General features: G+C 61.8%; 15 protein-coding genes. 8 read left to right on the top strand and 7 right to left on the bottom strand.

The window, feature by feature from the left end; translation table 11 throughout:
- The first annotated feature begins 39 nt into the window (after window positions 1-39).
- Window positions 40-1209 carry an alpha-D-ribose 1-methylphosphonate 5-triphosphate diphosphatase gene (locus U5G49_RS06405; protein ID WP_193446096.1) on the top strand — a complete coding sequence of 390 codons (1170 nt, stop codon included), beginning with the start codon at window positions 40-42 and terminating at the stop codon, window positions 1207-1209.
- Here U5G49_RS06405 and purN read toward each other — a convergent pair.
- On the bottom strand, window positions 1206-1877 hold the full coding sequence (purN, locus tag U5G49_RS06410) for a phosphoribosylglycinamide formyltransferase (protein WP_018241489.1): 672 nt from the start codon (window positions 1875-1877) through the stop codon (window positions 1206-1208). The two genes, U5G49_RS06405 and purN, sit on opposite strands and share 4 nt — an antisense overlap.
- Window positions 1874-2947: a phosphoribosylformylglycinamidine cyclo-ligase gene (gene purM / locus U5G49_RS06415; RefSeq protein WP_193446097.1), complete on the bottom strand. Its 1074-nt coding sequence runs from the start codon at window positions 2945-2947 to the stop codon at window positions 1874-1876. Before purM ends, purN begins: the two co-directional genes overlap by 4 nt.
- A gap of 245 nt (window positions 2948-3192) precedes the next feature.
- On the opposite strand from purM, the gene U5G49_RS06420 reads away from it, so the two are divergent.
- From U5G49_RS06420 to ppx, 4 genes are all read left to right on the top strand, one after another.
- Entirely contained in the window at window positions 3193-4317 is a 1125-nt protein-coding gene (locus U5G49_RS06420; RefSeq protein WP_018241491.1) for an AI-2E family transporter, read from the top strand.
- A complete protein-coding gene (hdaA, locus tag U5G49_RS06425; RefSeq protein ID WP_018241492.1) occupies window positions 4310-5023 on the top strand; it encodes a DnaA regulatory inactivator HdaA in 714 nt (237 codons plus the stop codon). The genes U5G49_RS06420 and hdaA overlap by 8 nt, the downstream gene beginning before the upstream one ends.
- A 108-nt stretch (window positions 5024-5131) precedes the next feature.
- Entirely contained in the window at window positions 5132-7294 is a 2163-nt protein-coding gene (locus U5G49_RS06430) for an RNA degradosome polyphosphate kinase (protein ID WP_407693059.1), read from the top strand.
- A gap of 12 nt (window positions 7295-7306) precedes the next feature.
- Window positions 7307-8827 carry an exopolyphosphatase gene (gene ppx / locus U5G49_RS06435; protein WP_130716105.1) on the top strand — a complete coding sequence of 507 codons (1521 nt, stop codon included), beginning with the start codon at window positions 7307-7309 and terminating at the stop codon, window positions 8825-8827.
- Window positions 8828-8929: 102 nt separating this feature from the next.
- Here the strand turns inward: ppx and U5G49_RS06440 are convergent, their stop codons facing one another.
- The 4 genes from U5G49_RS06440 to U5G49_RS06455 all read right to left on the bottom strand — a co-directional run bounded on the left by U5G49_RS06440 (window position 8930) and on the right by U5G49_RS06455 (window position 14458).
- On the bottom strand, window positions 8930-10288 hold the full coding sequence (locus U5G49_RS06440; RefSeq protein WP_193446099.1) for an esterase-like activity of phytase family protein: 1359 nt from the start codon (window positions 10286-10288) through the stop codon (window positions 8930-8932).
- 208 nt (window positions 10289-10496) lie between these two features.
- Window positions 10497-11558 (bottom strand): adenylate/guanylate cyclase domain-containing protein, encoded by a 1062-nt coding sequence (locus tag U5G49_RS06445; protein ID WP_193446100.1) that lies wholly within the window; start codon window positions 11556-11558, stop codon window positions 10497-10499.
- Between the two features lie 186 nt (window positions 11559-11744).
- A complete protein-coding gene (rnd, locus tag U5G49_RS06450) occupies window positions 11745-12890 on the bottom strand; it encodes a ribonuclease D (RefSeq protein WP_018241497.1) in 1146 nt (381 codons plus the stop codon).
- Between the two features lie 176 nt (window positions 12891-13066).
- Window positions 13067-14458 carry a multicopper oxidase family protein gene (locus U5G49_RS06455; protein ID WP_193446101.1) on the bottom strand — a complete coding sequence of 464 codons (1392 nt, stop codon included), beginning with the start codon at window positions 14456-14458 and terminating at the stop codon, window positions 13067-13069.
- A gap of 14 nt (window positions 14459-14472) precedes the next feature.
- Between U5G49_RS06455 and U5G49_RS06460 the strand changes: the two genes are divergently transcribed.
- Both U5G49_RS06460 and aspS read left to right on the top strand, forming a co-directional pair.
- A complete protein-coding gene (locus tag U5G49_RS06460; RefSeq protein ID WP_245275419.1) occupies window positions 14473-14688 on the top strand; it encodes a hypothetical protein in 216 nt (71 codons plus the stop codon).
- A 23-nt stretch (window positions 14689-14711) separates the two neighbouring features.
- Window positions 14712-16502 (top strand): aspartate--tRNA ligase, encoded by a 1791-nt coding sequence (aspS, locus tag U5G49_RS06465; protein WP_193446102.1) that lies wholly within the window; start codon window positions 14712-14714, stop codon window positions 16500-16502.
- Window positions 16503-16565: 63 nt separating this feature from the next.
- Here aspS and U5G49_RS06470 read toward each other — a convergent pair whose 3' ends face one another.
- The gene (locus U5G49_RS06470; protein WP_193446103.1) at window positions 16566-17735 is read right to left on the bottom strand and encodes a serine hydrolase domain-containing protein; all 1170 of its coding nucleotides are present in this window, start codon (window positions 17733-17735) and stop codon (window positions 16566-16568) included.
- Window positions 17736-17801: 66 nt separating this feature from the next.
- Between U5G49_RS06470 and U5G49_RS06475 the strand changes: the two genes are divergently transcribed.
- The gene (locus tag U5G49_RS06475; protein WP_193446104.1) at window positions 17802-18443 is read left to right on the top strand and encodes a TetR/AcrR family transcriptional regulator; all 642 of its coding nucleotides are present in this window, start codon (window positions 17802-17804) and stop codon (window positions 18441-18443) included.
- Window positions 18444-18505 lie beyond the last annotated feature (62 nt).

Here is an 18505-nt window from a genome sequence, read left to right on the forward strand (position 1 = left end):
GCGGTTTGTCAATCATTGGATGCGGTCAGGAGAAAGCCCATGTGGCTCAGCAATTTCACCCTCGTTCTCCCAAACGAGGTGGTGAGTGAAGGTTCCGTGCGTGTTGAGGATGGCGCCATCGCCGAGATCAGGCCGGAGCCGGTCGCCGGTGCTGCCATCGATGGCGGCGGGCGGCTGCTGATGCCCGGATTCGTCGATCTGCACGGCGACATGATAGAGCGCGAGATCGCCCCACGGCCAAACGCGACGATGCCGATCGATTTCGGCATCCACGAACTCGACAAGAAGCTTGCCGCCGCCGGTGTCACGACGGCGTTCGCCGCCGTCTCCTTTGCGACCGAGAGCGTCTACGGCCATGTCCGTTCGCTGGAGACCACCTCCGCAGTGATCGAGGGCATCAATCGCTTGCGGGATGATCTGCTGATCGATCACCGCGTTCACGCCCGTTACGAAATCACCAATGTCGGGGCAGCTCCCGCACTTGAGCGCCTGCTGAATGCCGACCAGATCGACATGGTCTCCCTGACCGACCACACGCCGGGCCAGGGCCAGTACAACAACCTGCAGAGCTACATCCTCAGCATTTCTGAGCGCCGCGCCGTCTCCGAGGAAATGGCGGCGGAGATCGTCGCCAAGCGCATCGCTATGCGCAACAATCCGGACATCGAGGCCAAACTGAGGGAAATCGTCGCGCTGTCGCTGAAGCACAAGTTGTCGCTTGCCTCGCATGACGATGACAGCGTCGAAAAAGTCGCCGAGATGCATGATCTCGGCGTCACCATTAGCGAGTTTCCGGTCACAGCAGTTGCAGCGGAAGAGGCGCGCCGCCGCGGTCTCTGGACGCTGATGGGTGCGCCGAACGCGCTGCGCGGCCAGTCGATGTCGGGCAATCTCAGCGCGCTCGACGCCGCCAAGGCCGGGCTGCTCAGCGTCATCGCCGCTGATTACCATCCGGCTGCCTTCGTGCCCGGCATCTTCAAGCTTGCCGACATGGTGGAAGGCGGCCTGCCGGCAGCCGTTGCCATGGCGACTGGCAATGCGGCCCGTTCCGCCGGACTGTCGGATCGCGGCGAGATCGCCGTCGGCCGGCGCGCCGATCTCGTCGTGGTCGAGCCGGGCGATATCAATCGCATCCGCGCCACCTTCCGCGCCGGCCGCTTCGTCTACAGCGACGGCACGCTACATCCCTTGCGGGCTTTGGCGGCTTAAGCGCGGTCGCCGATGAGCGAAATCAGTTGAGCCTTGGGAGCGGCGGTCGCGGCCTCCGCGCCGACGGCTTTGCCGCCTTCCATCGCCACTCGACCTTCGGCAAACAGCCGCAAGGCCTGCGGATAGATCTGGTGTTCGATGGTGAGCACACGCGCGGCAAGGCTTTCGGCCGTATCGCCCAAGAGAACCGGCACAGCCGCCTGGCCGATCACCGGCCCCTCATCCATGCCTTCGGTGACGAAATGCACCGTGCAGCCGGCGATCCGCATGCCGGCGTCGATCGCTCGCTGATGCGTATGCAGGCCCGGAAATAAGGGCAGCAGGGAAGGGTGGATGTTGAGCATTCGGCCTTGGTAACGCTGGATGAATGTCGCCGTCAGCAGCCGCATGTAGCCTGCCAGGCAGAGAATATCGGGTTTAAGCTCGTCGAGCGCCGAAAAAATCGCCGCCTCATGCGCATCCTTGCTGGCGTAGTCCTTGCGGGGAAAAGCGAAGGTGGAAATGCCTTCGGCATCAGCCTTGGCAAGCCCGCCGGCATCCGCCTTGTCGGAGATCACCCCGACGATCTCGGCCGGATAGTCGGCTGCCTTCGCCGCCGCAACCAGCGCCATCATGTTGGAGCCGCTGCCTGATATGAAGACGACGGCGCGTTTGCGCGGTGAGCTCATATGGCAAGCGTACCCTTGTAGACCGTGCCGGCAGCGCCTTCGTCGCGGGCGATCATGCGGCCGAGCGTGATGACAGTCTCGCCCTCAGTTTCGAGTGCCGCGGAAACGGCCGCGACGTTCTCACCGGCGACGACGGCGATCATGCCGACACCGCAGTTGAAGGTGCGCAGCATTTCTCTGGATTCCACGCCGCCCGTCTTGGCGAGCCACGAAAACACCGGCGGAACCTTGACGGCGTCAAGATCGATCTCCGCCGCCAAGTGCTTCGGCAGGACGCGCGGAATATTTTCCGGAAAGCCGCCGCCAGTGATGTGCGCCAGCGCCTTGATGGCGCCGGTCTCGCGGATCGCTTTTAGAAGCGGCTTCACATAGATGCGGGTCGGCTCGAGCAGGGCTTCGCCGAGCAGCCGGCCTTCGGCAAACGGTGCGGCTGCGCTCCAGTCGAGGCCGGACAGTTCGACGATCTTGCGCACCAGCGAAAAGCCGTTGGAATGGACGCCGGAGGAGGCAAGGCCGAGGATCACATCGCCCTGGGCAATATCGCCTGATGGCAGGAGCTTGCCGCGTTCGGCAGCACCCACGGCAAAGCCGGCGAGGTCGTAGTCGCCGGAGGAATACATACCGGGCATCTCGGCCGTTTCGCCGCCGATCAGCGCGCAGCCGGCCTCGCGGCAGCCGGCGGCAATGCCGCCGACGATGGCCGCGCCCTGGTCGGGGTCGAGCTTGCCGGTCGCGAAATAATCGAGGAAGAACAGCGGCTCGGCGCCCTGCACCACGAGATCGTTGACGCACATGGCGACCAGGTCGATGCCGACGGTGTCGTGATAGTCGGCATCGATCGCGATCTTCAGCTTGGTCCCGACGCCGTCATTGGCGGCGACGAGAACCGGATCGGTAAAGCCTGCGGCCTTGAGGTCGAAGAGCCCGCCGAAGCCGCCGATCTCGCCGTCGGCGCCGGGACGGCGCGTCGAGCGCACCGCCGGCTTGATCTTCTCGACGAGGAGGTTTCCGGCATCGATATCGACGCCCGCATCGCTATATGTCAGGCCGTTTTTCCCAGACTGGCTCATGCTGGTCTCCGATGGCTATTTCAGGCGGCAAACGTGCCGCGTCATCTGCCGGTCGCAATTGCATGACAGGGGCGTTTATGCAAGCGTTGCATGGCAAAAGCCCCCAATTTCCCGCGTCTTCCTCCAGCCTTTCGGGGATTTAGCACGACAGGGTTGACCATCTTTGCGCCTGCATCCTATGTGCTGAATGGCCGCTCCGGTTCGGATACGGCGTTTGGCGGCGGCGAGTGATCAGCGGGGAAGCGATGCCACAGCATGTCAGCGGCAACAGTCTCAAGCGTCAGATTTTCTTCTGGCTGGTAGTGCTCGTCTTCTTCATCGTCTTTCTCTATGTCTTCAGCTCGATCCTGCTGCCCTTCATCGCAGGCATGGCGATTGCCTATTTCCTTGATCCGGTGGCTGACCGGCTTGAACGCCTGGGTCTGAGCCGCATGATGGCGACCATCGGCATTCTCGTCGCCTTCGTCATCGTCTTCACGCTGGCGCTGATGATCCTCATTCCGGTGCTCATCAGCCAGTTCAACGATTTCGCTCAGCGTCTGCCGGGTTATATCAGCCAATTACAGCAGTTCATCACGCAGGCGCAGAATTCGCTGCTGCCGGACTGGGTCGAGAACCAGATGGGCACGATCAAGGACAATCTCTCCGGCATCCTGTCGGAGGGCATGGGCTTCCTCACCGGGCTCTTCGCGCAGATCTGGAATTCCGGCAAGGCGATCGTCGACGTCATATCGCTGCTCGTGGTCACCCCCGTCGTCGCCTTCTATATCCTGCTCGATTGGGACCGTATGGTTGCCAAGGTCGACCAGTGGATCCCGCGCGATTATGTCGGCGATGTCCGCCAGATCGCCAAGGAGATCGACCAGGCGATCGCCGGTTTCATCCGCGGCCAGGGCTCGCTCTGCCTCATCCTCGGCATCTATTATGCCGTCGGCCTTTCTCTCGTCGGGCTGAATTTCGGCCTGCTGATCGGCCTCTTCGCCGGCATGATCAGTTTCATTCCCTATGTCGGCTCGATGGTTGGCCTCGTGCTCGCCATCGGCGTGGCGCTTGTGCAATTCTGGCCCGATTATCCCTGGATCGGCCTGGTGCTCGTCGTCTTCTTCAGTGGCCAGTTCCTGGAAGGCAACATTCTGCAGCCGAAGCTCGTCGGCTCCAGCGTCGGCCTGCATCCGGTCTGGCTGATGTTTGCGCTTTTTGCCTTCGGCGCGCTCTTCGGTTTCGTAGGGCTTCTGGTCGCCGTGCCCGCCGCCGCCGCCGTCGGCGTCCTTGTTCGTTTCGCGCTTTCACGCTACCTTCAGAGCGATCTTTATTTTGGCGGGTCGCTCAGTGGCCGCGCCCGGAAGACGAAATCAGTTCCCAATGAATGACGTGAAGAACGCTGATCCGAAGCGCAAAGCCGGAGAGCAGCTGCCGCTGGTCTTTTCGCACGATGCCGCAAGCGGGCGCGACGACCTCCTGATCTCGGAGCGTCTTGCCGCCGCCGTTTCGATCGTCGATGCCTGGCCGGCATGGCCATCACCGGTCGTCGTGCTCGCCGGCCCCGTCGGCTCGGGAAAATCACATCTCGCCCGCATCTGGCGGGAATTGAGCGGCGCCGTCGACATCCATCCCGAGCTTGGCTCGGACGCCGCGGTTGCCGCCGCCGCCGGCCCGGTGCTGTTCGAGGACGCCGACCGCCTCGGCTTCGACGACAACGCGCTCTTCCATGTCATCAACAGCGTGCGCGAAAACGGCACCAGCCTGTTGATTACCAGCCGCCTCTGGCCGATGTCGTGGCCAGTTCTGCTGCCCGATCTGCGCTCGCGCCTGAAAGCGGCAACCGTCGTCGAGATCGGCGAACCCGATGAGGCGCTGTTGTCGCAGGTGATCGTCAAGCTCTTCGCCGACCGGCAGCTTTATATAGATGACAAACTCGTGCTCTATATCGTGAACCGGATGGAGCGGTCGCTGAACGCGGCCCAGACGATCGTCGAAAGGCTTGACCGGCTGGCCCTGTCGCGAGGCACCAAAATCACCCGGTCTCTTGCTGCCGAAGTATTGAATGAATTGGGAAATTCGGAACCGGCCGATTGACTGTCACAGTTCCGTCGTCAAACTGATATAGTTGCCTTTGGCGATTGAAAACGGGGTAAGTGGACCATGGACAGCGCAGTCGCAGAACATCAGGAACTCACTCCGGAAATTAACGACAACACCCCCCCGCTGGAAGAGCTGCTCAAGAGCCCCGAGCGCTTCATCAACCGAGAATTCTCCTGGCTGCAGTTCAACCGCCGTGTCCTGGAAGAAACTTTGAACACCGAGCATCCGTTGCTTGAGCGCGTTCGCTTCCTGTCGATCTCGGCCGCCAACCTCGACGAATTCTTCATGGTGCGTGTCGCCGGCCTCGAGGGCCAGGTACGCCAGAACATCGCCATCCGCAGTCCCGACGGCAAGACGCCGGCCGAGCAGCTCGATTCGATCCTGCAGGAGATCGACCATCTGCAGATGGAGCAGCAGGCCTCGCTGGCCGTCCTGCAACAATATCTCGCCAAGGAAGACATCCTGATCGTGCGCCCCGGCGCCTTGAGCGATGCCGACCGCCAGTGGCTGGCCGCCGAATTCGAACAGGCGATCTTCCCGGTCCTGACGCCGCTGTCGATCGATCCCGCCCACCCGTTTCCCTTCATTCCAAATCTGGGCTTCTCGATCGGTCTGCAGCTCGTCAGCAAGAATGGCCGTGAGCCGATGACGGCGCTGCTGCGCCTGCCGGTGGCGCTCGACCGCTTCGTCCGTCTGCCGGATGATGGAAACACGATCCGCTACATCACGCTGGAAGATGTCGCCAACATCTTCATCCACCGGCTTTACCCGGGTTACGAGGTGCAGGGCTCCGGTACGTTCCGCGTCATCCGCGACAGCGATATCGAAGTCGAGGAAGAGGCCGAGGATCTCGTCCGCTTCTTCGAAACGGCGCTGAAACGCCGCCGCCGCGGTAAGGTCATCCGCATCGAGACCGACTCGGAAATGCCGGCCTCGCTGCGTCAGTTCGTCGTCCAGGCGCTCAATATCCCTGATAATCGCGTCGCCGTTCTGCCGGGCCTTCTGGCGTTGAACACCCTGTCCGAGATCACCAAGGCGCCGCGCGAAGATCTCAGGTTTGCCCCCTACAATGCGCGATTTCCCGAGCGCGTCCGCGAACATGCCGGCGACTGCTTCGCCGCCATCCGCGAAAAGGACATGGTCGTCCATCACCCCTACGAATCTTTCGACGTCGTGGTCCAGTTTCTTCTCCAGGCTGCGCGCGATCCTGACGTCCTGGCGATAAAGCAGACGCTCTACCGGACCTCCAATGACAGCCCGATCGTCCGCGCGCTGATCGACGCCGCCGAAGCCGGCAAGTCGGTGACGGCGCTGGTCGAGCTCAAGGCCCGCTTCGACGAAGAGGCGAACATCCGCTGGGCGCGCGATCTCGAGCGCGCCGGCGTGCAGGTCGTCTTCGGCTTCATCGAGCTCAAGACCCACGCCAAGATGTCGATGGTCGTTCGGCGCGAGGAAGGCAAGCTGCGAACCTATTGCCACCTCGGAACGGGCAACTACCACCCGATCACCGCGAAGATCTATACAGACCTGTCCTATTTCACCTGCAATCCCGTTATCGCCCACGACATGGCGAACATCTTCAACTTCATCACCGGCTACGGCGAACCGGAGCAGGGCATGCAGCTCGCGATCTCGCCCTATACGATGCGCCCGCGCATCCTGCGCCACATCGAGGAAGAGATTCAGCATGCCAGGAACGGCGCTCGGGCCGCGATCTGGATGAAGATGAATTCGCTTGTCGACCCCGACATCATCGACGCCCTCTATCGCGCCAGCCATGCCGGCGTCGAGATCGACCTCGTCGTACGCGGCATCTGCTGCCTGCGTCCGCAGGTGCCCGGCCTTTCGGAAAAGATCCGCGTCAAGTCGATCGTCGGCCGATTCCTCGAGCACAGCCGCATCTTCTGCTTCGGCAACGGCTACGGCCTGCCGTCCGACAAGGCGCTGGTTTACATCGGCTCGGCCGACATGATGCCGAGAAACCTCGATCGCCGTGTCGAAACCATGGTTCCGCTGACGAATCCGACTGTTCACGAGCAGGTCTTGTCACAGATTATGCTCGGCAACGTGATTGACAATCAACAAAGCTACGAGATATTGCCCGACGGTACGTCGCGACGCATGGAAGTGCGCAGGGGCGAAGAACCGTTCAATGCGCAGCAGTATTTCATGACCAATCCGAGCCTGTCGGGCCGTGGTGAAGCTCTGAAGTCCAGTGCGCCGAAGCTGATCGCCGGCCTGCTCGAAGGCCGCAACAACAAGTAAAACTGGACCTAAATGGTTGAATCTGAAGCCCAGGGGCGCCTTCCGGGGATCGCCCCGGTCTCCGTCGTCGATATTGGATCGAATTCGATTCGTCTTGTCGTCTACGAAGGCATGTCCCGTTCGCCAACCGTCCTGTTCAACGAAAAGGTCCTCTGCGGCCTCGGCAAGGGCGTCGCTCTTACCGGCAAGATGGACGAAGAGAGCGTCGCGCGGGCTCTGGCGGCGCTGCACCGTTTCAAGGCTCTGTCAGACCAGGCCCGCGCTGCCACCATGTATGTGCTGGCGACGGCGGCTGCGCGCGAGGCGAGCAACGGTCCTGATTTCATCCATCAGGCGGAAACCATCCTTAAACGCAAGGTCCGCGTACTCTCGGGTGAGGAGGAGGCGAAATTCGCCTCGCTCGGCATCATCAGCGGTTTCTACAATCCTGACGGCATTGCGGGCGACCTTGGTGGCGGCTCGCTGGAACTGATCGATATTAAGGGCAAGGAGTTCGGCAAGGGCATCACGCTGCCGCTCGGCGGCCTGCGCCTGTCGGAATATGCCGGCGGATCGCTCTCCAAGGCCCAGACCTTTGCCCGCAAGCAGTTGAAGACGGCAAAGCTGCTGTCGAAAGGCGAGGGGCGCACCTTCTACGCCGTCGGCGGCACCTGGCGAAACATCGCCAAGCTGCACATGGAAATCACCCACTATCCGCTGCACATGATGCAGGGCTATGAGGTGTCGTTCGAAGGAATGATGCAGTTCCTCGACCAGGTGGTGACCGCGCGCGACTCCAGGGAGCCGGCACTGCAGGCCGTTTCCAAGCACCGCCGTTCGCTGCTGCCGTTCGGCGCCGTCGCCATGAAGGAAGTTCTGAGTGCGATGAAGCCGTCGCTAATTTCCTTCTCGGCGCAGGGTGTGCGCGAGGGATATCTCTATTCGCTGCTGTCGGAGGCCGAGCGCCGCGCCGATCCGCTGCTTGCCGCCGCCGGAGAACTGGCAATTCTGCGTGCCCGTTCGCCGGAGCATGCCCGCGAGCTAGCGGAATGGACCGGCCGCATGATGCCCCTTTTCGGCATCCAGGAAACTGAAGAGGAAAGCCGCTACCGCCAGGCCGCCTGTCTGCTTGCCGATATCAGCTGGCGCGCCCATCCTGACTATCGCGGCCTGCAGGCGCTGAACGTCATCGCCCACTCTTCCTTCGTTGGCATCAGTCATCCCGGCCGCGCCTTTATCGCGCTTTCCAACTATTACCGTTTCGAAGGCCTGCATGACGACGGCGCCACCGGTCCGCTGGCGCAGATTGCCACGCCCCAGCTCATTGAGCGCGCCAAGCTGCTCGGCGGCATGCTGCGCGTCGTCTACCTCTTCTCTGCCTCGATGCCCGGCATCGTCAAGAACCTGACCTTCCGCAAATCGTCGAGCCCGGACCTCGACCTCGAATTCGTCGTGCCTCCCGAATATCGCGATTTCGCCGGCGAGCGCCTTGACGGCCGCCTGCAGCAGCTGTCGAGGCTGACAAACAAGCGGTTGGCGTTTCGGTTTGAATAGGTCTGTGCCACGGCACGTCGTCAGGAACGCAACCTAAGCAGCCAAAAACAAAAAGGGCGGCGCCTTCGCGCCACCCTCTGTATTTCACACCAGAACGCCGAATTACTTCGCGTTCAGGAACTCGCCGACTTCGAGCAGGCTGAACTCGTTATTGTCAGCCTTGTCGACGGCGCGGCCGGCCGAGAAGGGCAGGTTGTTGTCGTTGCCGATGATGATGTGCGTGGCGTCGACGCGGTCGACGTTTTCGATTGTCACGAACGGCATGTCGTAGACGCCGTCCTTGCTGCCGGCCTTCTTCTTGTTGTCGGGGTCCTGGATGTTCAGGAGGTCGATATAGCCGATCTTGCGGACCGCCTTGCCGACATCGGCATCGTTGAACTCGATCTTGTAGACGCGTTTCAGCACGGCCGGAGCTTCGAAGCAATCCGGCTTCGGCTGCTTCGGATCGGCGCAGGCCTTGTCCGTCGTGCCGGCGCCGTTATCGCGCTCGATGACGAGAGCGGTGGTGTCGTCGAGCATGTTGAAGTCGCCGATCGATACCCCCTTGTCTTCGAACGGATAAAGCCAGCTGCGGCCGGTCCACTTCTTGGAGGCGACATCGAATTCGATGACGCGGATGGCGGTGTGCCCATCGATGGTCTCCACAGTGCCGTCATCCTTGTAGATGGCGCCTTCGAGCAGGCCGTAGAGCTTGGCGCCGTCCTTCGACATGGCGAGGCCTTCGAAGCCGCCGGAGCGCTTCAGGTTGAAGACCGGCATCTTGGCGGTCGGGTTGGCTGGAACCGAGAGAAGCGGATTGTCGGGCGAAAGCACCGGCTTGCCGTCGAGCGTCGTCGGAATGACGTCGGTGAGGCGGCCAGCGGTGTCGAACTTCAGGATGTAGGGACCGAATTCGTCGCCGAGCCAGAAGCCGTCGGCAACCGGCTGGATCGATTCGATGTCGAAGTCGGCACCGGTGAGATAGCGCGTGTCAGTACCTTCAAGCACGATCGGGAACGGAGCGATCTTGTTGGGATCGGAGAGGAAGAGGTTCTTGACGACTTCAGCCTTGTTGCTGGCCCAGTCGAACTTCATCTGGTGCAGGAAAAGCATGGAGTCCGACGAGTTGGACTTCGCGCCGAAGCCGTTGTCGGAGAGCGTCCAGAAGGTGCCGTCGGCCATCGTCTTGACGCCCGAGAAACCCTGGATCGGTTGGCCGTCGAAGGGAAGCTTCAGATCGGTGACACGGGCGCCGTCCTTACCGGGAACGGTGCTGAGCGCTTCGGTGCGCTTGCGGTCAGGCGTCGTAAACTTGCCGGCATGCTTGAGGAATTCGGGGGCATCGGCCGGTGCCAGAACCATGGTGTTGGCAGGCAGGATCGCCTGGCCGGCGAGCTTGGCCGGGAACTGCTGCTGGTCGGCCGAAGCGGAGCCGGCGACCAGGATGAAAAGCGATACGGAAGCAAAAAGGACGTTCTTCATAATATCCCCGTGGAACGGATTGCAAAGGCCTTCCGCTTAGCAGGGCTTTAATGTCAGCGAATTGACGGTTGGGTGAAGCTTTGGTGACGTACTTACAGCGCCGCGCGTCTCCTCACACGCGCAAAGGACGCTGTAACACTTTCATTTCTCGCATCGTGCTTTCCGAAAATCGATTTCGATTTTCGGGCCGATGCGGCAGAACCCTTGCTCAGCCGTGCAGAATGACCGCCGGCGTGTTCAACACGGTGACCGCGCGCGAGGAAAGCGCCATGACGCCGAGCGCCTGGCCGCGCCCCTTCACGGCGTGAGTGCCGAGATCCTCGCAACTGATGGCGTCGGGAAAGTTCATGCGCCGGGCAAGCTCAGTGGAGATCAGCACCGGCCGGTTCAGGCTGCGGCAGAGCGTCTCCAGCCGGGCAGTGGTGTTCACCGTGTCGCCGAAATAGCTGATCTTGTGATGGTCGACGCCGATTTCGGCGGTGATGATTTCGCCGCCATGAAGGGCGGCGCGGAGCTTCGGCACCTGCCCATAATTTTTCCGCCAGCCGGCGGCATTGGCTTCGATATCGGCAAGGATATCGAAGATGCAGCGCACGCAACGCGCATCCTTGACACCGCGGGCGAGCGGCCAGGTGATGATCGCCGCATCGCCGACATAGTCGTTGATCATGCCTTTGTGGCGCCTGACGGGCTCGGCAAAGGTCGCAAACAGCGAGCTCAGCAGCTGCTGCGCCCGGAGGTCGCCGTGCTTTTCGGCAAAGGCCGTCGAATCGACGAGATCGATGAACAGGAAGACACGCTCTTCCCTAACCGGGTTGCGGTAGCGGCTAATGAGCATGCTGAGGAAAACCTCGCGGCCGAGCAGCTCTCGCACGCGCAAGACGAAGATCAGCAGCGCGCAGACCGCCAACGCATAGAGGAAGACCTCGAACGGCATGATGACGAGATCGAGGAGCGATGCCGGCTTCAGCATGGCGAACGACCAGAGCAGCAGGCCGGCGCAGGCAAAGCCGATGCTCATCAGGATCTCGTAGATCACCAGCTCGGTAATGATGAAGGCGAAGGTCGGCAGCTTCTGGATGCGCCTGTAGAGCCGGCGAAACAGCACCTTGCGCTCGAAGGCGATGATCGGCATGCCGATGAAGAGCGCGAAGATCGCGCCAATGACCGGCGTCTGGTTGGAGTAGAACATCAGATCATAAATGACGCCGCTGGCCGCGAGGACGATCGCGATCAGGATCCAATTCTGCGTCGGAGATATTTCCCGCATGCCGCCTCTGCGCCGTGATGTTACCTCCCGCCATAGTTTCAGGCCGGAAAAAACCGTCAAGCGAATTCGAAACTACAGCGTCCTTAGCGTGTCTTTTCGAGAGCCGCTAAGGACGCTGTAGCACTTTGAATTGCTGCATAATTTTATCCTTAAATCGAGTCCGATTTAAGGAATTCGGCAGCAACCTCAGAGGCTGACGGTTTCGACTTTCCGGTCGACGAAACGCAAGGCGATTGCGCCCTGGATCAGCTGGAGTGCCGGCTCGCCGAAAAGATCGCGCCGCCAGCCGTGCAGGGCAGCGACTTCGGCCTTCTCGCCCTCGGCGGCAATCCTGTCGAGATCCTCGCTGTTGGCGATCACCTTCGGCGCCACGCCGTGTTTTTCCGAAATCAGCTTCAGCAGCACCTTCAACAATTCGACGGCAGCAGCGGCCCCTTCGGGCGCCTGCGCCTGGCGTGGCACATGCGGCATATCGGCCTTCGGAAGAGCAAGCGCCGTGTTGACGGCCTCGATGACTGCTGCGCCGGAAGTCGAGCGCTCCCAACCCTTCGGAATGGTGCGCAGACGGCCGAGCGCCTCGGTATCCTTCGGCTGCTGCTGGGCGATCTCGTAGATCGCATCATCCTTCAGCACCCGCGAACGCGGCACGTTGCGAGCCCGCGCCTCGCGTTCGCGCCAGGCGGCGACATATTTCAGGATCGCCAGCTCCTGCGGCTTGCGCAGACGCATCTTCAGCCGCTGCCAAGCATCGTCGGGATGCATGTCGTAGGTTTCGCGCGACTCGAGAATGTCCATTTCCTCGGAGAGCCAGGAGGTGCGGCCCTCGCGATCGAGTTCCGCCTTCAGCGACAGGTAGACGTCGCGCAGGTGGGTGACGTCAGCCAGCGCATAATCCAGCTGTTTGTCCGAGAGCGGCCGGCGGCTCCAGTCGGTGAAGCGCGACGACTTGTCGATATGGACGTTCTTGATGCGGCTGACCAACTGGTCATAGGAGACGCTGTCGCCGAAGCCGCAGACCATGGCGGCGACCTGCGTGTCGAAGATCGGATGCGGAATGAGATTGCCGCGATTGAAGATGATTTCGATGTCCTGGCGCGCCGCGTGAAAGACCTTCAGCACCTTCGGATCGGCCATCAGCTCGAAGAAGGGGGCGAGATCGATGCCCTTGGCCAGCGGATCGACGAGAACTTCCGTCGTCGGGCTTGCCATCTGGATCAGGCAGAGCTCCGGCCAGAAGGTCGTTTCGCGCAGGAATTCGGTGTCGATGGTGATGAAGTCGGACTTGGCCAGCTCTTTGCAGGCGGCCGCCAAATCGGCGGTGGTTTCGATCATATCATTTCATTCGCAAGGAAAAGGTCGGTTAAACCTTCCTTCTCCTTTCGGTTCGATATGTCAATACAACAGCATACGCTTCGAGCATTGCTGGCGAAGAATCACGTCTAAACTGAGGCATGGCGCGAACGCCGGCGCGAAGCAAAGCTGCAATCGCGGCGAAAGCGCGGGCTGTCTCAGCTTACCCTGAGATAGCTCGTCATCCCCGTCTTCTGATGCTCGATGATATGGCAATGCAGCAGCCAGTCGCCGGGATTGTCGGCGACGAAGGCAAGCTGCACCTTCTGGTCCGGCTGAATGAGATAGGTATCGGACACCAGCGGCATCACCTCGCGCGTCGAGGAGGAGACTACCGTGAAGCTCATCCCGTGCAGATGAATCGGATGGGCATGCGGCGTAGTATTCTCCAGATTGAAGACATAGCTCTTGCCGAGCTTCAATTCCGCAAGCGGCGCCGTCGGATCGGGCGTATCGCCTGGCCACGGCACCTTGTTGATTGCCCAGAAACTGTAGCCCAGCGTGCCGCAGATGCTCTCGACTGCGGCATTCTCGGCGGTGGCGCTCAGTATCAACGGGATCTGCTCGGCAGCGGTTAGATCGGCCTTCGGGACGGGATTCTCGACAAGCGGCCCGAGATCGCCGATATCGCGCTTCAGCGATGATCCGACCGCGCGCAGGCTGGCGATCGTCTTCGGCGTCGTGCCGCGGATATCCTCGAGCGTTGCGACCGCACCTTCACCATCCGGCATGCGCACGGCAAGATCGAGCCGTTGACCCGGTCCGATCTGCAGGAGGTCGAGGGAAAAACGCTTCGGCACCGGATTGCCGTCGATCGCAATCACGGTCGCATCGGCGCCTTCAATCTTCAGCGAGAAGATCCGCGTCACGTCGGTCACGGCAATGCGCAGCCGCACCAGCCCGCCGGCCGGCGCATCATATCGCGGTTCCTGGTGCCAGTTGGCGGTGCGCACCGTGCCGTAGGTACCGGTCTTGGCAGCATCGCGTGGCCGGAAGGGAGCGATGAATTGCCCGTCGCCGCCGAGCCGCCAGTCACGCAGGTTCAGCACCACCTCGGCATCGAACTCCGGATCGGTCGGATCCTCGACGACGATGATGCCGGTCATGCCGTGCCCCATCTGCGTCAGGGTGTTGCAATGCGGATGATACCAGAAGGTGCCGGCATCGGGCGGCGTGAAGGCATAGTCGAAGCTGTCGCCCGTATAGATGTAGGGCTGCGTCATGAACGGCACGCCGTCCATGCGATTCTCGATGCGAAGCCCGTGCCAGTGGATCGTCGTCGGCTCGTCGAGCCCGTTTTTCAGCCGCGCCGCATAGGGTCGCCCCTTTGTCATCCTCAGAACCGGCGGCATGCCGTCATGACCCCAGCTCATGATATCCCTGGTCGGTCCCGCCTCGGTCAGCATGGCTTCGGTTTTCACCGCCGTCAGCAGCTGCGGCTCGGGAGCTGCCTCGGCAAGCCCGAATTTACCGGCAACGCCGATGCCGACACCATAGGCGCCCGCGACAGCGGATGCCTTCAAGAGGTTGCGGCGGGTCAGGAGAGGCATGCGGAGGCTCCACGATGAGAATGCCGATCCTTGTAAAGTTGACCGACATCTTCATCAATACAGGAAACGCGGCCAAACTGCCGCAGCATACCGGTCGCAGCCTCGCCATAAACGCGTGCCAAACGCCCGGCCGCGTGCGCCAAGCCTTGACAAATCGGAGCGTCCATGCGCTTTTCCGCCCGATTTTCTTGTCGGCGCTTGAGGGTCTTGGAACCCTTGTGCCGTCTTAAGCCACATGCCAGGATTTGAGATCATGCATCGCTACCGCAGCCACACATGCGCCGCCCTCCGCAAGACGGATGTCGGCTCGACCGTCCGTATTTCCGGCTGGGTTCACCGCGTTCGCGACCATGGCGGCGTTCTCTTCATCGACCTTCGCGACCATTACGGCATCACTCAGGTCGTCGCCGATCCCGACAGCCCGGCCTTCAAGATGGCGGAAACCGTGCGTGGCGAATGGGTCATCCGTATCGACGGCCTCGTCAAGGCCCGTACCGAAGACACCGTCAACAAAACCATGGCAACAGGCGAGATCGAGCTCTACGCGCAGGAGATCGAAGTCCTCTCCGCCGCCAAGGAATTGCCGCTGCCGGTCTTCGGCGAGCCGGACTATCCTGAAGACGTCCGCTTGAAGTATCGCTTCCTCGATCTTCGCCGCGAAACGCTGCACAAGAACATCGTCAAGCGCACCCAGGTGATCTCCGCCATGCGCCGCGAAATGGGCAATGTCGGCTTCACCGAATATACGACGCCGATCCTGACGGCCTCCTCGCCGGAAGGCGCGCGCGACTTCCTCGTGCCCTCCCGCATCCATCCCGGCACCTTCTATGCGCTGCCGCAGGCGCCGCAGCAGTACAAGCAGCTGCTGATGGTTGCAGGCTTCGACCGCTACTTCCAGATCGCGCCCTGCTTCCGTGACGAAGACCCGCGTGCCGATCGCCTGCCGGGCGAATTCTACCAGCTCGACCTCGAAATGAGCTTCGTCACCCAGGAAGACGTCTGGGACACGATGGGTCCGCTGATGACCGGCATTTTCGAAGAGTTCGCCGAAGGCAAGCCGGTCACCAAGGAATGGTCGCGCATCCCCTACGACGAGGCGATCCGTAAATATGGTTCGGACAAGCCGGACCTGCGCAACCCCATCGTCATGGAAGCGGTCACCGAACATTTCGCCGGCTCCGGCTTCAAGGTTTTCGCAGGCATGATCGCCTCCAACCCGAAGGTCGAGATCTGGGCTATTCCGGCCAAGACCGGCGGTTCCAGAGCGTTCTGCGATCGCATGAATGCCTGGGCGCAGTCGACCGGTCAGCCTGGCCTCGGCTACATCTTCTGGCGCAAGGAAGGTGACAAGCTCGAGGGCGCCGGCCCGCTTGCAAAGAACATCGGCGAGGAGCGCACCGACGCGATCCGTACCCAGCTCGGCCTCGATGACGGTGACGCCTGCTTCTTCGTTGCCGGCGATCCGGCGAAGTTCTACAAGTTTGCCGGTGAAGCCCGCACCAAGGCCGGCGAAGAGTTGAACCTTGTCGATCGCGAGCGTTTCGAACTCTGCTGGATCGTCGACTTCCCGTTCTTCGAATGGAGCGAGGAAGAAAAGAAGGTCGATTTCGCGCACAACCCGTTCTCGATGCCGCAGGGCGGCCTCGATGCGCTGCAGAACCAGGATCCGCTGACGATCAAGGCGTTCCAGTATGACGCCGTCTGCAACGGTTTCGAAATCGCCTCGGGCTCGATCCGGAACCAGTCGCCGGAAACCATGGTCGCCGCCTTCGAGAAGGTCGGCCTCAGCCAGCAGGATGTCGAAGACCGTTTCGGCGGCCTCTACCGCGCCTTCCAGTACGGCGCGCCGCCGCATGGCGGTGCTGCCTTCGGTATCGACCGTATCGTTATGCTGCTCGTCGGCGCGAAGAACCTGCGCGAAATCTCGCTGTTCCCGATGAACCAGCAGGCCCAGGACCTGCTGATGGGCGCGCCGAGCCCGGCAACGCCGACGCAACTGCGTGAGCTCTCTATCCGGCCGATCCCGCCGGTCAAGAAGGACTGAGATCGTCTGCTCCCGAATGCAAAAGCCCGGCAAATCGCCGGGCTTTTCGTTTGGTTCGGTCGCTCACAATGCCGCGTAGATCGCCTCGCGAAGATCGACTGTGAACTTGCCCCACATGCCCTCCAGCGTCGTGTTGGTCAGCGCAACGACGGTCAGCCCGTTGACGGGGTCGATGAACCAGCTATGGCCGTAGACGCCGCCCCATTTCAGCGTGCCCTTGGGGAAGGGGACACCTGCCTCGGCCGGATTGGTGATAACAGACCAGCCGAAGCCAAAGCCGGAGCCTGGTTCATGCTGCTGGCGGCGCCCGCCGGCCTGGTCCGTCATCATCATCCCTACGGTTTCGGTCGAGAGCAGCGGTGCGCCACCCCTACGGATGGTATCGAGCACGGCGAGCACGTCACCCGCCGTTCCCGCCATGCCGGCGCCGCCGGAATGATAGGAGGCGGGGTCGAAGATGCGGTTCGGCGCGAAGCGGATGGGACCCATCAGCGACATCACCAGCGCATTCTCGCCCATCAGCGCCGGCTCCGGCGAGGCATTCATATAGGCCGCGGCAAGCCGACGGCGGTCGCGCACGGAAAACGCAGTATCGGCAAGGCCAAGCGGTTTCGTCACCAGATCAGCGACGGCATCGCCCAACGGCACTCCCGTTTCCGCCTCGATGATGCCGCCCAGAACATCCATGGCGACGGAATATTGCCAGTCACTGCCCGGCGCAAAGCGCAGCGGCACGCTGGCGATCCGCCGCAGGTTCTCGGCCAGCGGCAGTCCCGGTTCGGCAAGGCCGTCGGAAACGCCGGCGCTGATATAGGAACCGCCGTCCTCTTCGGAGAAGCTGTAGCCGAGGCCGGACGTATGGGTCAGCAGGTGGCGGATGCGGATGATCGCCGCTCCGCCGTCAGGCAGCCTCGGACGGAAATCCGGCAGCCATCTCGTCACGGCGTCGTCGAGCCCGATTCTTGCCTGCTCGACGAGCCGCATCGCGGCGATGGTGACGATCGGCTTGGTGATCGAGGCAAGCCTGAAGATGGTGTCCTCGCGCATCGGCAGACCGCTTTCGCGGTCGGCAAGGCCGGCGGCGCGGTGATGCACGATCTCTCCGTCGCGGGCAACGAGTACCACCGTCCCCACAAGCCGTTTGTCGTCGAGCGCGCTTGTGATTGCCGCATCAACCGCTGCGGCAAGGGATGAATTCCTGTCGGCGTCTGCCATTTCGAGGGGAAGACTCATCAGATTAAACCTTCTATAATCACAATGACCGTTCCTGAATATAGAAAGCCGTTTTGAATTTCTAGAGTGATCATTGTGAAAAATAGCACTGACATGAAAAATCCTGCCACCCGCCGCCGCGGCCGCCCACCGGCTTTCGACCGCGAGACTGTGCTGTCGGCGGCGCGCGAGACCTTCTGGGCGCATGGATATGAGGGCGCCTCGATCGCCGATCTCACCGCCGCTATGGGCATCACGCCGCAAAGCCTCTATGCCGCCTTCAACTCGAAGGCCGATCTCTATCGCGCTGCGCTCGAGCAATACCGAACGCTGGGCTCCGAGACGTTTTCCGCACTCGGCGAGCCGATCGACACCGTCTCCGCCTTCGAGCGCATATTGCGGGGCTCGGCCGAGATTTTCTCGGCTCCGGAGCATCCTAAAGGCTGCATGATTTCGACGGCTGTGCTGAACTGCGCCAGCGAGAACGACGTGATCGCCGACCATGTTGCGGCGATGCGTCGTCGGTCGCTGGACGCTTTCACTGCAAGGATCGAGCGTGGCATCCGCGAGGGTGATATCAAGGCCGGAACGAACCCTCGCGCACTCGCACGGTTCCTCGGTGCCATTATCCAGGGCATGTCGGTGCAGGCGAGGGACGGTGCATCTATTGAAGAATTGCTTGATATCGCAAGCTTCGCCATTTCTGAAGTCGCCCGCCACCGCGCCTGAAAACGAAAAGGCCCGGCAGTCCGTGAACTGCCCCCGAAAGTTGGACGTCAACCTTTGGGGCG

The sequence above is a fragment of the Rhizobium indigoferae genome (assembly GCF_034554815.1).
GTDB lineage: Bacteria > Pseudomonadota > Alphaproteobacteria > Rhizobiales > Rhizobiaceae > Rhizobium > Rhizobium leguminosarum.